Source organism: Streptomyces anatolicus (assembly GCF_019400875.1).
GTDB classification, from domain to species: domain Bacteria; phylum Actinomycetota; class Actinomycetes; order Streptomycetales; family Streptomycetaceae; genus Streptomyces; species Streptomyces anatolicus.
In genome coordinates this window covers 1-1,929 of record NZ_WMBF01000760.1, presented here as the reverse complement: position 1 = coordinate 1,929, position 1,929 = coordinate 1, and the positions used below count along the sequence as shown (strand labels likewise).

Sequence of the window (1,929 nt, the reverse complement as noted above, 5' to 3'; positions counted from 1 at the left end):
CCCCAGACCCCCCTATCGGCCTGAACGGCCTCGTCCTCAAACGCCGGACGGGCTGACTCGACCCGGACCATCATTGGAGCCCTTATGCACCTCGACCACTCCCACGGCGGGCCCGCCGCCGTCAGCGCCGACGCCGTGCGGCCCGACGGGCGCCGCCGCGCTCTGCGCATCGGGCTCGGCGGACCCGTCGGCTCGGGCAAGACCGCCACCGTCGCCGCCCTGTGCCACGCACTGCGCGCCGAGCTGTCCCTCGCCGTCGTCACCAACGACATCTACACCCGCGAGGACGCCGAGTTCCTGCTCCGCGAGGCCGTCCTGCCGCCCGAGCGGATCACCGCCGTGGAGACCGGCGCCTGCCCGCACACCGCGATCCGCGACGACATCTCCGCCAACCTGGAGGCCGTGGAGGACCTGGAGGACGAGGTCGGGCCGCTCGACCTGATCCTCGTCGAGTCCGGCGGCGACAACCTCACCGCGACCTTCTCCAAGGGGCTCGTCGACGCGCAGATCTTCGTCATCGACGTCGCGGGCGGCGACGACATCCCGCGCAAGGGCGGCCCCGGTGTCACCACGGCCGACCTGCTCGTCGTCAACAAGACCGACCTCGCCCCGCACGTCGGCTCCGACCTCGCCCGGATGGCCGCCGACGCCAAGGCGCAGCGCGCCGAACTCCCCGTCATCTTCCAGTCGTTGCGCTCCGAGGAGGGCGTCGGCCCGGTCGCCGCCTGGGTGCGTGCGCAGTACGCCGCGTGGACCGCGTCGGCGTGACGGTCGACCTCGCCCCCCGGGGCCGTACGCAGCGGGAAAGCGGCGCGGGCCTTCGCGCCACCGCCCGCGTCGTGGCGTGCGCCGACGGGCGCGGCGGCACCGCCCTGCCCGTACTCGACGGCGAGGGGCCCCTCGCGCTGCGCCGCACCCGCTCGACCGGGCCGGCGGCGCGCGTCACGCTGGTCGGCGCGATGAGCGGCCCCCTCGGCGGCGACCACCTCACGGTCGAGGCAGCCGCACGGGAAGGCGCGGCGCTGCACGTCGGCTCCGCGGCGGCGACCCTCGCGCTGCCCGGCCAGGCCAGGGACATCGCGCGCTACGACGTACGCCTCACCGTCGCCGACGGCGCCGAACTGCACTGGCTGCCCGAGCAGTTGATCTCGGTGTGCGACAGCGATCTGCGGGTAACCACGCGCGCGGAGGTCGCCGCGGGAGGCCGCCTGGTGCTGCGCGAGGAACAGGTGCTCGGCCGCACCGGAGAAGCCCCCGGCCGCCTCACCAGCCGCCTCACCGTGCGGTACGCGCAGAGGCCGCTGCTCAACCAGGAGTTGGCGTGCGGACCCGGCGCCCCCGGCGGATGGGACGGCCCCGCCGTGCTCGCGGGGTATCGTGCAGTGGGGCAACTCATCGTCGTACGGCCGGAGTTCGAGCGCGGCAAACCGGTGGCCGCGCCACTGGGGGAGTGGGGTGCGCTCACCCCCCTGGCCGGGCCCGGCGTTCTGGTCACCGTCGTCGCTCCGGACGCGCTGCGGGTACGCCGCATGCTGGACGAGGCCTTGCACGACTTGACCTGAACCGCTCATCGCGAGGGCCTGAACCGTTTGGGCCTCCGCCCTCCTCGGCATGTACATAGCAGACTCATGGGGGAGCCGATGGAACTGACGGAGTTGGTGTCACAGGCCGTGCGGGTGGTGACGGAGCCCGCATCGGGCACGCGGCCCGCGGCGGCCACCGGAGCCCGGCAAGGCGTCCTCGACCTCGTACGGCAGCGGCTCGGCGGCACGCCGTCGGGAGCGGCGGCCCTGGCGGCCGTGGACGCGCGGCCCGCCGACCCGGCCGCCCTCGCGGGGCTGCGCGAGGAACTGGACGCCGAGGTCCTGGCGGACTGCGACTTCGCCGCCGCACTGGACGCGGCCCTGGCCCCGGTCATCGGACCCGGCC

The 1,929-nt window shown here is 74.9% G+C and carries 3 protein-coding genes; all 3 read left to right on the top strand.

Going from position 1 to position 1,929, the window contains the following annotated elements:
• Positions 1 to 84 precede the first annotated feature (84 nt).
• Positions 85 to 768: an urease accessory protein UreG gene (gene ureG, locus GKQ77_RS32230; RefSeq protein ID WP_219692674.1), complete on the top strand. Its 684-nt coding sequence runs from the start codon at positions 85 to 87 to the stop codon at positions 766 to 768.
• Entirely contained in the window at positions 765 to 1,562 is a 798-nt protein-coding gene (locus tag GKQ77_RS32225; RefSeq protein WP_308117849.1) for an urease accessory protein UreD, read from the top strand. Before ureG ends, GKQ77_RS32225 begins: the two co-directional genes overlap by 4 nt.
• Positions 1,563 to 1,628: 66 nt before the next feature.
• Positions 1,629 to 1,929: hypothetical protein (locus GKQ77_RS32220; protein ID WP_219692672.1), on the top strand; the 301-nt coding region annotated here is incomplete at its 3' end.

What these genes read in the sequence shown, in the direction of transcription:
- ureG (WP_219692674.1), top strand. Translation starts at nt 85, where the DNA reads ATGCACCTCGACCACTCCCACGGCGGGCCCGCCGCCGTCAGCGCCGAC.